The sequence below is a fragment of the uncultured Algoriphagus sp. genome (assembly GCF_963974365.1).
Classification (GTDB): Bacteria; Bacteroidota; Bacteroidia; order Cytophagales; family Cyclobacteriaceae; genus Algoriphagus.
Map to the genome: position 1 here is coordinate 250,588 of NZ_CAXBBX010000007.1, position 15,333 is coordinate 265,920.

Sequence of the window (15,333 nt, forward strand, 5' to 3'; positions counted from 1 at the left end):
TTTGAGATTAGGAATTGCGATTATCTGGCTTCTCATTATAGCCGTTGCCATGTTAACTCCAGGTGATAATTTCCCTGAACCCTCCTTTAACTTTGAAGATAAACTTATACACTTTGCCTGTTTTGGAGGTTTGAGTTTTCTTTGGTGTGGAGTAGGTGTCAAACATGCCAATTTAAATGGCTTAGGTGGAAGAGTTTTGACTAACTATTTGATTTTCGGCGTTGCCGCTGGAGTAGTTTTAGAATGCGCCCAGCTATTCATTCCATTCCGAACTTTCGATTATATGGACATGATTGTCAATGAAATAGGTGGAATAGCTGGTTTATTAGCATATTTTAAGATTCCTACTACCAAGATTGGCTTGGATTAATGCCTATTAATTATTAGAATTGTTAGTCTGAAAAAGAAGAAAAATTAACCTTTATAAACCAAACTTATCATGGAAGCAAAAAAGACTCCCAGCGCTGATCTAACCAGAAAGACAGGAATGTTCCTGAATCTTGGTTTGGCAGTGGCTGTAGGTGCTACCCTTGCTGCCTTCGAGTGGAAGTCATTTGATGATGGTTCATTGAAAGACCTTGGTCAAGTAACTGACAACTTCGAAGAATTGCTAGATATTCCTATCACAGAGCAGCCACCACCACCACCGCCACCACCTGTAGAGCAGCCTATCATTCAGGAAATTCCTGATGAGGTAGAAATCGAAGAAAAAATCGAAGTTAACTTCGATGTCGATGTGAAAGAAACTACTGTAATCAAAGAAGTAGTAATCGCTGAAGCTCCAGTAGAGGAGAAAGTAGATGCAATCTTTGATGTGGTAGAAACTCAGCCTGAGCCTCCAGGGGGAATGTCAGGTTGGAATCAATACCTTTCTAAAAACCTGAAATACCCTACTCAAGCGAGAAGAATGGGTGTAGAAGGAACAGTAATCGTAGTATTCGTAGTAAACACGGATGGTTCTATTCAAGATGTTGAAGTTTTGAGAGGAATCGGCGGAGGTTGTGACGAAGAAGCGGTGAAAGTAGTAAGTAGTGCTCCTAAGTGGACTCCTGGTAAGCAAAGAGGACGTGCAGTACGTACTCGTATGAGACTACCAATTAGATTCAAACTTAGCTAATCATAAATTGCTAATGTAGACCCGAGAGATCGGGTCTTTTTTTTGCCTTAAGTTTAACAACTTTTAGCTTAGTTAAATAGTGTTAGTAGATTAGGCTCAGAGGGTTATGTAGTGTAATTTATTAGAGTAGTTTTTTCTAACCTCTAATTTCACACTCATGGAACACAAAAAAAATCCAACGTCAGATCTTAAACGATGGTCTGTTGCATTGTTTAACTTGGGACTGGCAATCAGTCTCGGAATAGTTTTGGTGGCTTTCGAATGGAAAGCATATGATCAAGGAAATATCAAGACCTTTGAAGGCATGGATGATGACTGGGATGACATTGAAATTCCGATCACCATTCAAACTCCTCCTCCTCCCCCACCTCAGGTTCCGATTGAAGTGATCATCAAACCTGATGATGTCGAAATTGACACATTTGAAAAGCTGAACATAGATATCAATACCACTGAATCAGCTGAGATACCTGAAGTAGAAATAAAAGAAGCGCCTATAAAAGAAGACATTGATGTAATCGTAGACTTTGTGGACATTCAGGCGACGTTTAAGGGAGGAATGGACGCTTGGTATGCCTATCTCAACAAAAACCTAAAGTATCCTTCACAAGCAAAAAAAATGGGTATTGAGGGAATGGTCATCGTTAGATTTGTAGTAAATACTGATGGATCAATTCAAGACTTAGAACTAGTAAGGACCATCGGTGGCGGCTGCGACGAAGTAGCTAAGGAAGCGATCGAGAATTCTCCGAATTGGACCCCTGGAAGGATAGGTGGAAGAGCAGTACGATCGCGGATGACAATGCCGATACGCTTTAGACTTAACTAGCTTATCGAATGATACTTTAAAAAATAAAGGGGCGAATGCCCCTTTTCTATAATACGTTGAGCGATTGCTCTTTTACCTTCTCCAACTCGTCCTTCATTAGGATGACATGCTTCTGCATTCCTGCATCATTTGCTTTAGATCCGATGGTATTGATCTCTCTTCCTATTTCCTGAGAAATAAATCCAAGCTTTTTCCCTTGGCTTGATTCTTCGTTTAGGCATTTGGCAAAATACTTTAAGTGTGTATCCAGTCGTACAATCTCTTCAGTAATATCCAATTTCTCAAAATAATAGATCAACTCCTGCTCAAAACGATTGGCATCGAAGGAATTTTCATCTAACCATTCGTTAAAATGATTTCTGATTTTTTGCTTGATTCTTTCCTTTCGATTACCCTCTTCCTCTTCTATTTTCTTCAAGCCACTGGCAATTGTTGCGATATTTCCTTGAAGTTTTTGCTCCAATGAATTCCCTTCATCTTGTCTGAAGGAATCACATTTATTTAATGCAATGGTGAGAACTTTTTTGATTTCTTCCCAATCTGCTTGATCATCTCTATCCTCACCAGTTACCTGAGTAATTACACTTGGAGACTGCAAAGCTAATTTGAAAATATCCTGAGACTGATCTTCTACACTATCAGCAAGTCCTTTATACTTTTGATAAAACAGGTTAAAAAGATCTTCATTGATGCTAACTGGCATTTCGGCTGATCCTTTTGACTGAAAATCTATTGAAATACTCACTTTACCACGGTCTAAAATCGACTGAACCAGGTTTCTAATTTCCAGCTCTTTGTCATTAAACTGTCTCGGGCTGCGAATAGATAGATCTAAGAATTTTGAGTTAAGCGTTCGTACCTCCACTTGGATTACCATTCGCTCATCTTCAAATCCGGCATTGCCGAAGCCGGTCATTGATTTGATCATAATAAAATTTGTTGTTAGAAATTGAAGCCCAAAGTTACATAGAACTTTAAGTCTTCTGCTTCATAATTTCGAATAGGCCGAGCTACATCAAATTTCACATAATAGTTGAGCAAAACGGTGCGCAATCCAGCACCATAGCTTTGAAGCCATGGATTATTGAAATTATTAAGAGTAATAGTGAAAGGAGATCCTTCTGTATTGATCACTTCTGTATTTTGATCATTTATTCTCTCCCATGGAGCCGAATCATTCCAGGCGGATCCTATATCATAAAAACCTACCAATTGGAAGTTTCTGATAAAATTCGAAGTGATGTTTCCTCTCGTCAAATAGGAGAAAACAGGTATTCTAAGTTCAGTTGTGAAGGTAATCATGTTTCGACCTCGAATTTCATCGTAGTCATACCCTCTCAAATCCACAAAGTCCGCGAATAGAATATTTGAATTTTCTACACCAGTTGGATTTCTGATCGGGGAAGATTCCGGTCTATTGGATGGTGGACGATAGAATTCATTGAAAAGCCAATTATCCATCCCTCCCAACATGTAAGTCTGAGGATTATTCCCCATAAAAGATCCAGCATATAATCTTGCAGCGAGTACAATGTTTTTGTGAATAGATCTATACTCTCTCAAATCAACGTAGAAGTTCCCAAAAGAACGTTCCTTATTACCAAAGGATTGATATTGCACGTAGCCAACTTTACCTTTGAATCCCCTCTGGGAATAAAGCCCCAAAGGCTGAGTTCGATCATAAACAAACTCTGCCTTCCCACCTAAATAATTGACATCGTAGCGATTTTGATCCGGATCTTGACCATTTATTAAGGAATCTGGATTGAGATTGAAATATTGAGTTTTTGCTGCAAAAGGAGCAAGAGTAACTCGTGCATTGGCATTTAGTGGATAAGAAAATCCTGCTTCTACTTTTGTCAGAACGTATTTTTGTTCGACCTCAAATTCTGAAACACGAATAGTCTTACGATCAAACCTTCCTTTGAAATCAACTCGGCTTTTCAAATATTCGTATTCAAAGAAAATATCCCCACCTGATCTAAAGTCAAGGGTAGTCATTACTCCTCCTTGGAAAGAGTGATTATCAAGTAAATCGGTCATTTTACCCGTAAACCCAATCCCAAATCCTCTCAATGGATCCACAACAAATCTTGTATTGATATTATTGATGAAAAACTGCGGTTCCATCTGCCTAGGTCCTGTCACTCTTTTTTGCAAACTCTGCTTTCTAAAAGTCTCTAGCAAGTTATTTTTAGACTCGGCAGCTGAAGCTACTGGCGAGGTAAGATTGCCAGGTATGGTGTCAAAAGTATAATTATCAGTGTTCAGCCCATTCTTTGACTCAAATTTAAGTCGTTTGAGATCAATCGATGAGGATGTGTTTTTCGGTATAGTATCAAGGGCTACCATTGGCTGAGTAGCTGGTTCTGGCTCTCTAGTTACCTGAGGCAAATTTTCCCTGGCCTCCTTCTCCTCTAATAATCTACGGGCAGCCAGTCGTTCATTTAGACTTTTAGCTTGTTCTAGCTGTATTCTAGGAGTACTTGGGGTAAATTGATCAGAGGTACTTAGCCCTTCAACCACGAGGTAACTTTCCCTTCCATCTCGAACAGAATATGCCATCCTATTCATCCTACTATTAATATCAAAAGCTTCTATGCTTTTATTAAATGCTGAAATCTGATTCGATACCTGATTGCCTATGCTCATCCGCATTAGGTTATTTATACCGCTGAGATCACTGAGATATACAATTGAATTGCTATTCAATTTCTTTGGCCTGATGTTCTTGCTATTGGAATTAGTAAGCTGCTTAGTAATGATGGTGTCCGTCACTTCCACCATGAAGAGGTTATAATAATTAGGTAGGGAGGTCATCTCTAAATTCTTCCCCATTACCGAATCTGGAAGATTCGTCATATTTGACGAATAAATTATAGTGGAGTCATTTAAGAAAACCGGGGTCAATTCATCAAAGGAATCATTTGTGAGTCTCCTTCCAGCTCCTCGTGCATTCAGTGTAAAAATATCTGATTTCCCATTTGAAATCGCTGATAACACCATGTTTTTGCCATCACTATTAAAATCCAAACTTAGGATCTCCGTGATATTCCTCAGGAAAATTTTATCCTGACTAGAACCATCTAATGACCTCAATCTCAATGTAGTGAATCCTCTTTTAAATGAAGCAATTGCAATATTTGCAGAATCTTTCCAGGCTATTATGGGCGAAGTGAAATTTGCATCTTGATCTTGCAAGGAAGTCCCTCCAGCAAAAATCGTCTGTTCCCTACCTGAGCTAACTTCTCGCACTTGCACTTTATATTTCCCTCCATTGTTGATCACATAAGCGAGGTTCAAACCATCAGGACTAAATTTTATATCATTAATAGCACCAATAAATCTTGGAGAAGTTTCAGCTACAGCAGCCTCTCTGTTAGGCAGTTTAAAATTCGAAGAAACCTGCTTATTCACATCCAGATAATATTTTTTCCAATCCTCTGTAAACGTTTTATAATTCAGACCTACCGTGTTCGCAATACTGTTTTCCTCATTCCTATTGATTCGGGAAAGGTTAAGAATACTCGAAATGTATCTTCTACCATATCTTTCGGCGATGTAATTCCAAACCGACTGCCCTACTAAGGCCGCTTCTTTTTCTTTCAGTTTTAGAATCTTCGGATTCTCATCTTCCTGGAAGTAATGACGTACATAATCATCCATTTCTCTACTCCATCCTTTAGCCAGATATAGGGCGATTCCATCCACATACCATTCTGGGAAGCTATTTGTAAGGTTGGACTGAAAGGCATCTGAGACAGAAGAACCGTAAAGCATCTCCTCTATGATTACTTTGGTGGTCCCATAGATTAGGTCTTCTTTGAATAAATCTATTTCTCCTTGATAGGCGACTTCGGCTAGAAGTCGATTGAAATTAGTTTGTCCTTGCTCGTTATACTCCTCTTTGTTGAGATTGATATTACTTTGCAATCGCTCTTCCGGAGAGTTATAAATGTAAATTTTCGGTTTAGTGTATGCTACATAACCAATCATCTGAGTGAGTCTATTGAACTCACTTTCCAGGTATTCTATGGCCATTTTTGCATTGGCACCACCACGGTCGTAATAGTAAACCTCAAAATTATTTGAGGAATAAAAATACCATTCAAACTGGTGGTGCTGAATTCTGTTTTTTCCAAATCGCTCTTGATCAAACTGAGCGAGGGCGAAAAAAGAGTTCAACCATAACCCAGCAAAAACTAAAACTCTGAAAAGGTGATATCGCATTCGATTTGCTGAAAGATGTCTTTAAATATAATTAAAATACCGAGCTATGTCCACTTCTGGGTCAATAGCCTTTTCATTTAGAAGGTAGGATGTCATCTGCTCGCTAAAATAAGGAACTAACGATACTCCTTTTGCTCCAAAACCATTGAATATGTAAACGCCTACCTCGGTAGGATGTTTTCCCAAAAATGGTTTTCTATCTCTTGTTGCTGGTCTAATCCCAGTTTTATGACTTAGAATTTCTTCAACAGGCAACTTAACCAAATCTGTCAACCGATCTAAAATTTCATTTTTCGCAGTAATAGTCGCCCCCACATCTAAATCATGCTTTGTATAGGTGGAACCTACCCGATGAACCCCATCCCCTAAATGAACTCTGAACACGCCTCTGTTGACCACATAATCTGGTGTGAAATTTTGCTTCACTTCCAAAATCTCACCTTTCACTGGCGCAAAAGGAAGGAAATTAAAGAATCTTGAATTCATAGCTCCTAAGCCATTGCAATAAACCACCGCGTCCACTTTTAACTCCTTGTAAGACCAATAGTTCTCGTCGCGACGTAGCAAGGACTCATCAAATCTCTCAGCGATCAACTCCTCTTTAAAATACGAAGTCATCGCATCAAGCAGATTGTTGATATTCAACCAACCGGAATTGCGAAGCATCACACCTCCATGTGGGTCTTTGAGAAACTCGGACTGACTCTTGGAATAAATCCTCTCTAAATAAGCCTCAAACCCTGGATCGGCGCTATGTCCCATCCATTCGTTTTGCTCTTCTACAGAGAGAAAAGGTCTGTATATTGCCTTTTCTGTCAGAAAATTCTGGCCAGTGAGTGTTTCTAATTCCCGATAGAAAGTTTTAATGACAGGAAAAAGCGAATCTGCTTTCCATGTTTTTACCATCTTCCTTCCAGTCACCGGATTAAAAAGTCCAGCAGCAACTCTACTTGAATTATTAGCCTCTGGCTGATCAATTATCTTAATTTTCTTTCCAGCTTGCTTCAGTCTATAGGCAAGTGCCGTTCCAGCAAGTCCTTGTCCTATGAGCAAAAAATCAATTTCCATAGCCCAAAATAAAGGTTTAATTCCTTATTTTGTTTGATTACCCACATACATTTCCCATGCTTTATATTAAGTCTTTTACATTCAACCCTTTTCAGGAAAACACCTATTTGCTATACGATGAAAATGGCACAGGAACCTTGATTGATCCAGGATGTTTTGATCTGGCTGAAAGAAAAGAGTTACTTGATTTTGTGACGGAGAAAAAGATTCGAATCACCCAGTTACTCAATACACATTGCCATGTTGATCATGTGTTGGGAAACGCTTGGGCTAAAAAAACGTTTGGAGTGCAACTACTTATTCATAAGGAAGAGGCAGCGGTATTGAAAGCTGTAGAAGTCTATGCTCCTAACTATGGATTCGTGGGCTATGAAAGCAGTGAAGCTGATGGATTTCTGGTTGAAGGAGAAAAAATTGAAGTTGGTAAAGAAGTCCTCAAAATCATCTTCGTACCTGGACATGCTCCTGGACATGTAGTTTTCCATCATGAAGCATCTCATCAATGCATAGCAGGTGACACTTTATTTAGAGGAAGTATTGGCAGAACGGATTTACCTGGCGGAAATCATGAGCTGCTCCTGAGTAAAATCAAGTCGGAGCTTTTCACACTTCCTGAGGAGACGGTCATTTATCCTGGCCATGGACCTGAAACGACCATCGCTTTCGAAAAAATTCACAATCCATTCGTGGGCAAAAACGCAAGATCTTGAAAATCAAATCACATATTCCAAATACAATCACGCTCTTAAATTTACTTTCCGGAGTCATCGGAATTATTTGGGTGATTAATGGAAACATCGTCTCTGGAGCTTATTTCATTATTTTGGCTGCAGTTTTTGATTTTTTTGATGGATTTGCGGCAAGACTGCTGAACGTCCAAGGAGAACTTGGAAAGCAACTTGATTCTTTGGCTGATCTAGTTTCTTTCGGCGTTCTTCCTGGAGTGATTCTGTTCCAAATGGCAAGAGTCGAAAGCGAAATAGAATGGCTGCCTTACCTTACACTGATTGTCCCATTATTCTCGGCTGTTCGGCTGGCCAAGTTCAATTTGGACACCAGACAAAGCGATCGGTTCATCGGTCTGCCCACTCCAGCAAATGCCTTATTTATTAGCACATTACCGTATTTCGCAATTAAATGGCCATGGGTTGATACATGGCTCACGTCACCGGTTTTCTTAGTTGCCCTAGCGTGGATATTCGCGATTCTTTTGCTGGTTGAGTTACCACTGATCGCATTGAAATTTAAAAACTACTCTTTAGCCGCCAATAAATTCAGATACGCGCTAATTGCGATCGGGTTAGCCCTTATTTTGACTTTTGGTTTTGCAGGAATTCCGGTACTGATCTTAGTCTATTTAGGCTTGTCTGTGGTGGAAAATGTAATTAGTACAGAATGATATTCCGTTGCCAAAAGCTTGTATTACTACTACTTATCAACTTACTGTTGATGGAAGGAGCTTCTGGACAAAATTCATTTTTCAAATTCAAAATCTCCGATGATGGAATATATAAATTAAGTATTGCTCAAGCTAGAGAGTTAGGAGCGAGTTCCCTGAGTGAAATCGCTTTATTTGGATATCCAGGAATGCTCCCTCAGCTTCTGCAACCCGAAAACCTAGAACTTCAGGAAATCCCAGGACTGGAAAAAGACGAGCATCTCTACTTCTATCTCTCTGGTCCGAATAGCTATGAGTTTACAAACGAAGGAATTTCATACCGAGTGAATCAATTCTCTGATTCCATTAGTTATTTGATTGGTTTTTCGCAAAATCCCAAAAGAATCGCAACAGTATACGGCCAATCAAGTACAGCTACACCAACCCAACTTTATTCATGGAGTTGGCTAAATGAGCAAGAAAATAACATGCTAAACTCTGGCCGCGCTTGGTATTCCAAATCAGTAGCACCTGGAATAACTCGCGGCTATTCTTTCCCTTTGGCAACGACTTCCAATGCAAATTGGAAAATTGCTGCTAAAATAATGGCGAGGTCGAATTCGGCCTCAATTATCAAATTAGCAACTGACGATTTGAGTGTTTCCGAGAGTTCATTCGACGGTGTTCCCAATGGCACTTATTCCATTAAAGGTCAAGAAGTACGTGTATTTGAAAGTTTTGCGCCAGCTGAAAAAAAAGTAGAGCGATTACGGATTTCTTTCGAAGCCTCTAATCCAAATGATGCTGGGTACTTTGAATATATAGGAATAGGAGTTCCGCATTCAAGTGAGCAATTGGGAGAGGGTATTTACGCTTTAGAACAAAAAACTTCGATTTCAATTGATCCTTTGGAGGATTTAACTGTTTGGGAAGTAAGTGATTTTGAAGCTCCACTTGCAGTTAATTTAAGTTCTGGATCGATGATATCAGGGCAGAAATTCATTGTTTTCAATAGCTCAACAGCAAAAGACATTGAACAAATTGAACCTGCAGACCTTTCGCTAAGAAGTCAATCCAGCTGGCCGGATTTGCTAATTATCACTCCCAAAATCCTTCGCAATTCAGCTGAGAAGCTCAGCCTACACAAATTAGGAATGGGAATCTATGCCCAGGTTGCTTATCTCGAAGATATCTATGACGCATTTGGCTATGGTAATTCAGATTTGACTGCTATCCGCAATTATTTAGCATGGCAGTATTACGCAGGAGGCAAACTTCAGAATGTATTGATTTTGGGAAAAGGGACTTTTGACTACAAAGAAATTTTGGGAGGAAGACCAAATCTGGTACCCATCTACACAAGTCGAAATAGTTTGAATCCTTTGACCACCTTCAGTTCAGATGATTACTTTTCCCTACTTGAATTTGGACAAGGAGAATGGGAAGAGACGCGCGAAGGAGATGAATTAATGCAAATTGGCGTAGGCAGATTGCCAGTGATCAGCGCTACAGAAGCTCGACTCGTGGTAGACAAAATAATAGCTTACGAGAGCAATCCTAAACCTGGCGATTGGAAAAAAACAGTTACTTTTTTTGCGGACGATGGAGATAATAATATCCACTTGCGTGATTCTGAGTCTCATGCTAGTTTTTTGAATGAAAAGCATCAAGATTTCAAACAAGTTAAATTGTACTTAGACAGATTTAAACAGGAAAATACTGGAGAGCGACAATCCTCTGCAGAAGCAAAAAATGCACTAGAGGAAACGTTGGAAAAAGGGACATTGCTCTTAAACTATATCGGCCATGGAAATGAAACCACGTTGACAGCAGAAGAGGTTTTCATGACTTCAGATATAGCAAACTGGGCAAATCAAGATCAATTGGCACTTTGGATGACGGCCACTTGCGAATTTGGAAGGCACGATAGCCCTTTCCTGAGATCTGCAGCAGAGGAGCTTTTGATCGCTCCAAATAAGGGCGCTATTGGGTTATTGACAACAGGAAGACCTGTATTCAGCAGTGTGAATTTCTCTTTAAATGAGGCATTCCTAGAAGAGGTTTTTAAAGTGGAAAATGGACAAACTCAAGATCTGGGACGCATTTTCCGAAACACTAAAAACAAAAGTCAAAATGGAGCCCTGAATCGAAATTTTAGCCTGCTTGCAGATCCAAGTCTGAGACTTGCTGCTCCAGAATTCCAAATTGAAATAACGGAGTTTAAAGACCCGTCAGCTCAACTTCTTTTAGACACACTTTCTGCTTTTCAAGAAGTGTACTTTGAAGCAAAAGTAATAAACCCAAGCTCTGAAGGAATCGCTACCAATTTCAACGGATCATATACTATTGAGCTTTATGATAAACCCGCCACGAGCAAAACCTTGGGAGACGAAAGCAGTGCGTCCGAATTTCAAGAGGAAAAAATACTTCTTTTCAAAGGAACTGGGAAAATAGAATCCGGACTCATGAAAGGTAAATTGATCGTTCCCAAAAATATTGCTTTGGAGTTTGGAAAAGGTTCAGTTAGAATAAATGGAGAAAGTCAGGATCCTGATTGGGAAGCTTATGGAGATAGCTTTCCAGTTATTGGGGGAATAGCCTCCATAAGCCCAGATGATAAAGTTGGCCCTGAAATATCTGCCGTTTTTGGAGGAAAAGATATACCTCCATTCAAGTTCCCTTCCACTTCGGTGGATATGGTGGCTACTTTTTTTGATTCAAGTGGCATTAATACTTCAAGTCTCCTGACCTCTGAAATTCTTACCATTCAACTAAATGATAATGAGCCGATCGAATTGAGTAATTATTTTGTCGCAGAAAACGGCACTTTTACATCTGGAAAAGTGAATTTCAGACTAAAAGAACTAAAAGAAGGAAAGAATTTGGTAACTATCAGAGCTTGGGATAACTTAGGAAACGCAAGTATATTTAATCAGGAAATAATTGTAGAAGGAAGTGGTACAATTCAAATCTTAAATCACAAAACTTATCCAAACCCAGCGCAAATTGAAAGTCATTTTGAATTAGAACACAATCAGCCTGGGGAAAACCTTAATTTAACCCTTGCTGTTTACCAAACGGACGGCAAGATACTATTTACAGAAAGTGAACGTTTAGTGAAAGCTGACGCTCAGATAGCTGATTTGTCTTGGTTTTTTTTACAAAAGCAAACCAAATATCCAGCAAAAGGAACTTATATTTACAAATTAACGCTTCAGTCAGAACTTGATAATTCTACAGATTCAGTGAGCGGACTAATCGTGATTCAATGAAAAAAATAGCCACATTAAATAGGAAAAACTTACTCGTTGCGGTTTTTGCCCTGGCTACTTTATCTGCATATGCGCAGAACAGCACAATTATCTCTGGTCAGGATCCTGACCGAAGAGTAATAACTACCGCTGTCCCGTTTTTGAATTTTGCACCAGACTCGAGACATTCAGGAATGGGGGATGTCGGTGTAGCTTTGTCTCCAGATGGAAGTTCAGCACATTGGAATGCTGGTGGTTTAGCCTTTATCGAAGATGACATGGGTTTTTCTCTATCTTATTCTCCATGGCTTGGCAAGCTTGTCAATGACATGTCCTTGAGTTATTTAACAGGTTATTTCAAAATTGATGAGGTTTCCGCATTTGGATTTGATCTACGTTATTTCAATATGGGTGATATCCAATTGACAGATGGAAGAGGAAATCCGTTGGGTGAATTTAATCCTCGCGATATAGCAATTGGAGGCACCTATTCAAGGAAACTGTCTTCCTATTTAGGCTTGGGTATCTCTGCAAGATTCATCTATTCTAATCTTTCCGGAAACATTTCTTCTGCAGGTGGAAGCGAAGCAAAACCAGGAATAAGCGTAGGAACAGATGTAGGTTTGTATTACTCTAAACCAATTTTCGCAGGGGCAAAAGATGCTAACATCTCCTGGGGAGCAAGTATCACTAATATAGGACCAAAGATTACGTATAATTCTGCAGACGATTTGGATTACATTCCTACCAATCTTAAAGTTGGAGTTGCTTATTCTATCGATCTAGACCAAGTAAATACACTTACTTTTGCCCTAGATCTCAACAAACTTCTTGTACCTACCCCACCTATCTACGCTACAAACGAAGATGGAACTTTGGAGACTGATGAAAATGGGAATCTTATAATAAAACCAGGTGACGGAAAAGATCCGAATCGCCCATTACTATCTGGCATGTTTGGCTCATTCGCTGATGCTCCGGGAGGATTCTCAGAGGAACTTCAAGAGGTCATGATTTCATTCGGAGTTGAGTATAGCTACGATGACAAGTTTGCACTTCGCACAGGTTACTTTTATGAGAATCCAAATAAAGGCGGCAGAAAATACTTTACAATGGGAGTTGGTTTTGATCTGAAAAGACTAGGATTTGACTTCTCCTACTTAGTACCTCAAAAGCAAAATCACCCACTCGCTGAGACTTTGAGGTTCACCTTGATGTACAATATTTCCAATTAAAAATGATTTTAGACAGGTCAAAGGCTCCGGAATTTAATGTTCCAGAGGATTTTGAACTATTGCCCCCAATGGAGTTTAACCTTTCCAATGGAGCAAAGTTCTTTTTTATTCCTACACCTGGAATAGACGCCGTCAAAATAGACGTGATTTGCAAAGGTCACAGGGCTTCACTTCCACTCAACCAGACACTTGTTTCTTCCTTCACGTTACAAATGCTTCAGGAAGGCACTACCGCTAAAAGTGCTGGGGAAATAGCTGAACTCTTCGATTTTTATGCTTCAGAAGTTCATCCAATTGTCAGTTACTCTCACGAAGGTCTTGGACTTTTAACTACCAAAAAGCACCTTTCGGCCGTTTTAGAAGTTTATATTTCCCTGTTCACGGAAGCCACTTTTCCGCAGGATATGTTGGATAAGAGAAAATCGCAACGGAAGCTTAGCATTCAATTGGAAAGAGAAAAAACAGCTTCTAGAGCGAGTCAACTTCATAGAAAATGTCTCTTTGGAGCCAACCATCCCTATGGTGTGGAAGTGGAAGAAACGCACGTGGATCTCATCAAGCGAGAGCAACTTATCTCCTATTATGAGAACTTGCTATGGCAAGAATGTGAACTATTCGTAACGGGAAATTTTGATGCTGAAGAACTAGAGAGCCTTCGCGGTAAACTTGGCCAAATTCCAATTCGTGAAGCATCTGAATCAGTATTGTTGCCTGGTATAAATACGCTTTTGGCAGTAACTGAACCTAAAGTAAAATCCGTCCAAAGCAGTATCCGAATTGGCAGCTGGTCTATTCCACAAACACATCCAGACTTCATTGGACTAACCGTTTTCAATACGATTCTTGGAGGTTATTTTGGTTCTAGACTGATCAAAAATATCAGAGAAGACAAGGGCCACACCTATGGAATCTTCTCTTCGCTTGCGGAAATTGGAGTTTCAAACTATTGGGTGATAGCCGCAGATGTGCAAAAAGAATTTTATCCGGAGGTGGTCAAGGAAATCTATCATGAAATCAAGCTTTTGACAGAAGTAGAAATTGATGCAGATGAACTGGAAGTGGTTCGAAATTACCTCATTGGTCAAATGCTCAAGCAATTTGGTACTTCCTTTGACTTGATAGAACGATTTAAAGCTGTTCATCAATCAGGAATGACCTTTGATTATTACGCCCGGAAATTGGCTTATTTGAAAGAATTCACTGCAAAGGACATGATTTCAATCGGTCAAAAATACTTTTCTAACCCGCCATTTATAGAAGTAATCGTGGGCTAATTAGGTCAATTTGACATAAAGCCAAGAGATATCCAGCTTTAATCGAAGCCAAAGCTTATAGAGGTCAAACTCTAAATTTTGAATAGCAAGTTGATTTGCTAAGTCAACGAAACCTGCTGCAATGGTGAAGTTTGCCGACCAAAGTGCGTGTTTTAACTCGTAAAGAACTCGCTCTTGTAGGGCTAAATCTTCACTAATTTCCCGATTCATATTCCTGATTTTTTCGCAAACTCGTAACGTGCTCGGTAGCATTTCTGATTGGTATCTACGGTATTGATTGGCAGATAGTGAGTCCGAATGCTTTCTTTTGAAAACTCCTACGTGATCAGAAAATACAACTGGATAGTTATTCGTCAGGCGGAGTTGGACATCAAAGTCCTCATAAGAAAGTGAAGCGTCGTATCCCCCTTCCTGCTTTAGAATTTCACTTCTAAAAACTACCGTAGGGGAAGAAATAAAACTTCTTCGGATTAACGTTTCATAAAACTCTCTTTCCAAAATTTTTCCTTTCAAATCTGCAATTTCTTGGGTTTGGTAGTAGTTTTTTTTTGCCCCATTCTCTTCCTGAATATGCGCATTTGAAAAAACGAAGGCAGCCTGAGGGCACTCCTTCAAGCACCCGATAGAAACAGAAAGATGCTCCGGATACAAGAAGTCATCACCTGAAAGATCAACAACGTAGGCTCCTTTTGCCTGCTCTAGCATTTCATTAAAAAGTGAACAGTATCCGACTGATTCTGATTTATAGATCGCTTTAATCTGCAATTCTTTCGAATGCTTTTCCACCCAATCACGAATGTGACCAGGCGTTTGATCAGAGCTGCCATTGTCCGCAATAATCAATTCTATCGAGGGGAAAGACTGGCAAAGGACACTATCCAACGCCTTCTTTATCCACTTTTCATGATTGAAGGAAATACAAATTATTGAAACACGATCCACCTGCTCCAT

General features: G+C 39.6%; 12 protein-coding genes. 8 read left to right on the forward strand and 4 right to left on the reverse strand.

Translation table 11 applies throughout. From position 1 onward, the window contains the following. Window position 1 precedes the first annotated feature (1 nt). From AACZ87_RS11535 to AACZ87_RS11545, 3 genes are all read left to right on the forward strand, one after another. Window positions 2–370 (forward strand): VanZ family protein, encoded by a 369-nt coding sequence (locus AACZ87_RS11535; protein WP_339867297.1) that lies wholly within the window; start codon window positions 2–4, stop codon window positions 368–370. A gap of 69 nt (window positions 371–439) precedes the next feature. Beyond that, complete coding sequence (locus AACZ87_RS11540) at window positions 440–1,117, forward strand: energy transducer TonB (RefSeq protein WP_339867298.1); 678 nt, start codon at window positions 440–442, stop codon at window positions 1,115–1,117. 157 nt (window positions 1,118–1,274) lie between these two features. Further along, window positions 1,275–1,946 (forward strand): energy transducer TonB, encoded by a 672-nt coding sequence (locus tag AACZ87_RS11545; RefSeq protein ID WP_339867300.1) that lies wholly within the window; start codon window positions 1,275–1,277, stop codon window positions 1,944–1,946. 46 nt (window positions 1,947–1,992) lie between these two features. Here AACZ87_RS11545 and AACZ87_RS11550 read toward each other — a convergent pair whose 3' ends face one another. Genes AACZ87_RS11550 through AACZ87_RS11560 form a run of 3 tightly spaced genes read right to left on the reverse strand, consistent with a single transcriptional unit; the run spans window position 1,993 to window position 7,244 of the window. Then, window positions 1,993–2,874, reverse strand: a complete 882-nt coding sequence (locus AACZ87_RS11550) for a YicC/YloC family endoribonuclease (RefSeq protein ID WP_339867301.1) — start codon at window positions 2,872–2,874, stop codon at window positions 1,993–1,995. A gap of 14 nt (window positions 2,875–2,888) precedes the next feature. After that, window positions 2,889–6,176: a biopolymer transporter Tol gene (locus tag AACZ87_RS11555; RefSeq protein WP_339867303.1), complete on the reverse strand. Its 3,288-nt coding sequence runs from the start codon at window positions 6,174–6,176 to the stop codon at window positions 2,889–2,891. 21 nt (window positions 6,177–6,197) lie between these two features. Then, window positions 6,198–7,244: an FAD-dependent oxidoreductase gene (locus AACZ87_RS11560; RefSeq protein WP_339867305.1), complete on the reverse strand. Its 1,047-nt coding sequence runs from the start codon at window positions 7,242–7,244 to the stop codon at window positions 6,198–6,200. Between the two features lie 56 nt (window positions 7,245–7,300). Between AACZ87_RS11560 and AACZ87_RS11565 the strand changes: the two genes are divergently transcribed. From AACZ87_RS11565 to AACZ87_RS11585, 5 genes are read left to right on the forward strand one after another with little or no spacing between them, the layout of a single operon-like run. Further along, entirely contained in the window at window positions 7,301–7,954 is a 654-nt protein-coding gene (locus tag AACZ87_RS11565) for an MBL fold metallo-hydrolase (RefSeq protein WP_339867307.1), read from the forward strand. Further along, window positions 7,951–8,643, forward strand: coding sequence for a CDP-diacylglycerol--serine O-phosphatidyltransferase (gene pssA, locus AACZ87_RS11570; RefSeq protein WP_339867309.1), 693 nt, complete (start codon window positions 7,951–7,953; stop codon window positions 8,641–8,643). The genes AACZ87_RS11565 and pssA overlap by 4 nt, the downstream gene beginning before the upstream one ends. 50 nt (window positions 8,644–8,693) lie before the next feature. Next, entirely contained in the window at window positions 8,694–11,894 is a 3,201-nt protein-coding gene (gene porU / locus AACZ87_RS11575) for a type IX secretion system sortase PorU (RefSeq protein WP_339867311.1), read from the forward strand. Further along, the gene (porV, locus tag AACZ87_RS11580; protein ID WP_339867313.1) at window positions 11,891–13,108 is read left to right on the forward strand and encodes a type IX secretion system outer membrane channel protein PorV; all 1,218 of its coding nucleotides are present in this window, start codon (window positions 11,891–11,893) and stop codon (window positions 13,106–13,108) included. Before porU ends, porV begins: the two co-directional genes overlap by 4 nt. Window positions 13,109–13,110: 2 nt before the next feature. After that, complete coding sequence (locus AACZ87_RS11585; protein ID WP_339867314.1) at window positions 13,111–14,382, forward strand: pitrilysin family protein; 1,272 nt, start codon at window positions 13,111–13,113, stop codon at window positions 14,380–14,382. On the opposite strand, the gene AACZ87_RS11590 is transcribed toward AACZ87_RS11585, so the two are convergent. Continuing rightward, window positions 14,383–15,333 (reverse strand): glycosyltransferase, encoded by a 951-nt coding sequence (locus AACZ87_RS11590; protein WP_339867316.1) that lies wholly within the window; start codon window positions 15,331–15,333, stop codon window positions 14,383–14,385.